We start from the raw sequence: 3366 nt of genomic DNA on the forward strand, positions 1-3366 counted from the left end.
TGCGTGTGCTCGGCGACCGCCTCTACCAGCGCGTCGGTGGGCAGGCCCATCAGGCCATCCACCTGATCGGTGTGGTCCTGTGGCGGCAGGATCGGAACGGAGGCGCACAGCTCCAACATGCGCTCGTGACCCGCTGAGCCCTGGCCAAACCAGCGCTGGTACATGTGGTTGGCAAACAGCAGTTCGTGGCTGTGCAGCGGCGCGACCGAGATGGCCTCGTCCAGACTGTCCAGCACCGTTGCGAAGCGGTCATATGACGCGGTGAGTTCCTCGCGGATGCGCTTGGGCTCGGTGATGTCGGTCATCGACGTCATCCAGCCCGTCTGCTGTCCCTGCGCGTCCACCAGCGGCGAGACGTACATGCGCGCATAGAAAATACTGCCGTTTTTGCGCTTGACAGGCACCTCGAACCCGCCCGGGGCATTGCGGCCAGCGATTTCGTCTTGCAAGCGGGCCATCAGCGTGTCGTGTTCCCCCTCGGGCCAGTAGGGGAAAGGGGCGGTGGTGCCAATCAGCTCGGCCTCGCTCCAGCCCGTCATGTCGCAAAAAGCGCGGTTGACATAGGTGATGCGGCCTTCCATGTCGAGGGCGCGCATCCCGGTCAGCATGGAGTTTTCCATGGCCCGACGGAAGTTGGTCTCCGCCACCAATGCCCGCTGGGCCTGCAAGCGCCGCCGTGTGTGGCGCATATTGCCCAGCAGCATCCAGATCGTTGCCACGCTCATTGCACCGACGATCCAGAAAAACGCCTCGCTGCCCGCATCGCGGACGGCGCGCAGACCTTCGGCGCGTACCAGCAGGCTATTGCCGATGGGGGAAATCGGCAGCTCGTGTCGCTGTGCTTGCGCGGCCCAGGGCAGACGGGATAGCGGGGTTTTGATGGGTTTGAGCGGCATGCCCGCATGCAGGCTGCCGTCTTCGCCGACGAATGTTACAGCGTAGCGCGCCAGCACCTCAGACGGTACACCGTAGCGCAGCAGTCCTTCGACGGAATACTCTGCCATCACCGCGCCGCCAAAGCGGCGATGGTCTTCGAATGGCAACAACAGCACGACGGTGCTGCCCCCGTCGGGCCAGCGCAGTGGTCGCGAGTAAATCGGTTGGTGCAGGTCGCGCGCCAGTTCGAACGCACCGCCGATGCTTTGGGACGGCAGCAGCTCGCCGGCACGACGCAGCGCGTGCGCTGGCGCACTGGGCGCGGTGTAGCCCGTCACCACCTCCCGCGACGGGCCGATCCAGTGCACTGCAAGCAGTTCGGGGTTCTGGATGACCAGCGCCTCGGCCTGAAAGACGAATTCGGTCTCTTCGATCGATCGGTTGGCGATGTCACGCGCCAGGCGCATGAGCTGCTCTTGCCGCTCGAGCAGCCGCAAGCGCAGGCGCTGTTGCGCGTATTCGGTGTCGCGCATCACCGCTTCCTGCTCGCGATTGACCTCTTGATGGGTGAAGTAGGCCAAGGCCGAAAAGATGGCCGTCAGGAAAAGCAGGACGGACAAGAGCGGTCCAAGCACGGCAAGCTGGTCCTGCCGGCTCGGCGGCAGCCGGTCCCACCAGTGTTGCCACCAGCGGCGCGGCGCCGCCCACCAGCGGGGCGTGCGCGCAGCGTGGACGTCGAGCGTTGGTCGGGCCATGCCATCAGTTTAGGGCAAACCCGCAATGATGCCGATCGGTCTGCTCGAAAAAATTCACTATATGAAATGTATAACCGTATTTTGGAAATAGTAGGATTTCATGCGAAACTTCGTGGACACGAAGACGCCTTCGCCGTACCCTTTTCCACGCCAACGAGGAGACGACACCATGTCCCAACCCGCTCAACCGATTTCCCCACTCCTGGCCCCCGACACCGATCCGCAGGAGACGCGCGAATGGCTCGAGGCCCTGGATAGCGTCATCGAACGCGCTGGCCCCGAGCGTGCCCATTTTCTGTTGGAGCAGCTGCTGGAAGAGGCGCGCGAGCACAGCATCGACCTGCCGTTTTCGGCCACCACCGGCTATGTCAACACCATCGAGCCCGATGAGGAGGAGCGCAGCCCTGGCAATCTGGAAATCGAAGGCCGCCTGCGCGCCTACATGCGCTGGAACGCAATGGCCATGGTGGTCAAGGCCAACCGGCTCAACCCGCCCGATGGCGGCGACCTGGGCGGGCATATCAGCTCCTTTCAGTCGCTGGCGCACATGTTTGCCTGCGGCTTCAACCACTTCTGGCATGCCGACGACACCGATCAGGGCGGCACGCACGGCGGTGATCTGATCTATATCCAGGGCCACAGCGCCCCGGGTATCTACGCCCGCGCCTTCCTGGAAGGACGGCTGACCGAGGAGCAGTTGCTCCATTTCCGGCAGGAGGTGGACGGCAAGGGGCTGTCCAGCTATCCGCATCCCAAGCTGATGCCGGACTTTTGGCAGTTCCCCACCGTGTCGATGGGCTTGGGGCCGCTGATGGGCATCTATCAGGCGCGTTTTCTGAAGTATCTGCACGCGCGCGGCATTGCCGACACCCGCCAGCGCAAGGTGTGGGTGTTCTGTGGCGATGGCGAAATGGACGAGCCCGAGAGCCTGGGCGCCATCGGACTGGCCGCGCGCGAGGGGTTGGACAACCTGATTTTCGTCATCAACTGCAACCTGCAACGGCTCGACGGTCCGGTGCGCGGAAACGGCAAAATCATCCAGGAGCTGGAGGGCGAGTTTCGCGGCGCCGGCTGGAACGTGATCAAGCTGCTGTGGGGCAGCAACTGGGACCCGCTGCTGGCGCGGGACAAGGACGGCGCGCTGCGCAAGATCATGCTCGACACGCTCGATGGCGACTACCAGGCCTTCAAGGCCAACGATGGGGCCTTCGTGCGCAAGCATTTCTTTGGCCGCGATCCGAAAGCCCTGGAACTGGTGGCCAAGATGAGCGACGAGGACATCTGGGCGCTGCGCCGCGGCGGCCACGATGCGCAGAAGGTGTATGCCGCCTTCCACCGCGCGCACCACAACACCACCGGCCAGCCGACGGTGCTGCTGGTCAAGACGGTCAAGGGCTACGGCATGGGCCGCGCGGGCGAAGGCAAAAACACCGCACACCAGACCAAGAAGCTCACCGACGAGGACATCCGCTACTTCCGCGACCGGTTCAACATCCCCATCCCCGACAGCGAACTGCCCAAAATCCCGTTCTACAAGCCGGCTGATGACACGCCGGAGATGAAATACCTGCATGAGCGGCGCAAGGCGTTGGGCGGCTATCTGCCCAAGCGCCGGGTCAAGAGCGACGAGCAGTTCACCGTGCCGTCGCTCGAAACCTTCAAGGCCGTGCTGGAGCCCACGGCGCAAGGGCGCGAAATCTCCACCACCCAGGCCTATGTGCGGTTCCTCACGCAA

The 3366-nt window shown here is 63.8% G+C and carries 1 protein-coding gene and 1 pseudogene; one reads left to right on the forward strand and one right to left on the reverse strand.

Going from position 1 to position 3366, the window contains the following annotated elements; genetic code table 11:
• Positions 1-1631, reverse strand: a 1631-nt coding sequence (locus tag P3W97_RS10125) for a PAS domain S-box protein (protein WP_300846376.1), incomplete at its 3' end; no start/stop codon positions are given.
• A gap of 169 nt (positions 1632-1800) precedes the next feature.
• Here P3W97_RS10125 and aceE point away from each other — a divergent pair.
• Positions 1801-3366 (forward strand): annotated as a pseudogene (gene aceE, locus P3W97_RS10130) (pyruvate dehydrogenase (acetyl-transferring), homodimeric type); the annotation flags it as partial.

Origin of the sequence: Tepidimonas sp. (genome assembly GCF_029335975.1) — a bacterium.
Lineage (GTDB): Bacteria > Pseudomonadota > Gammaproteobacteria > Burkholderiales > Burkholderiaceae_C > Tepidimonas.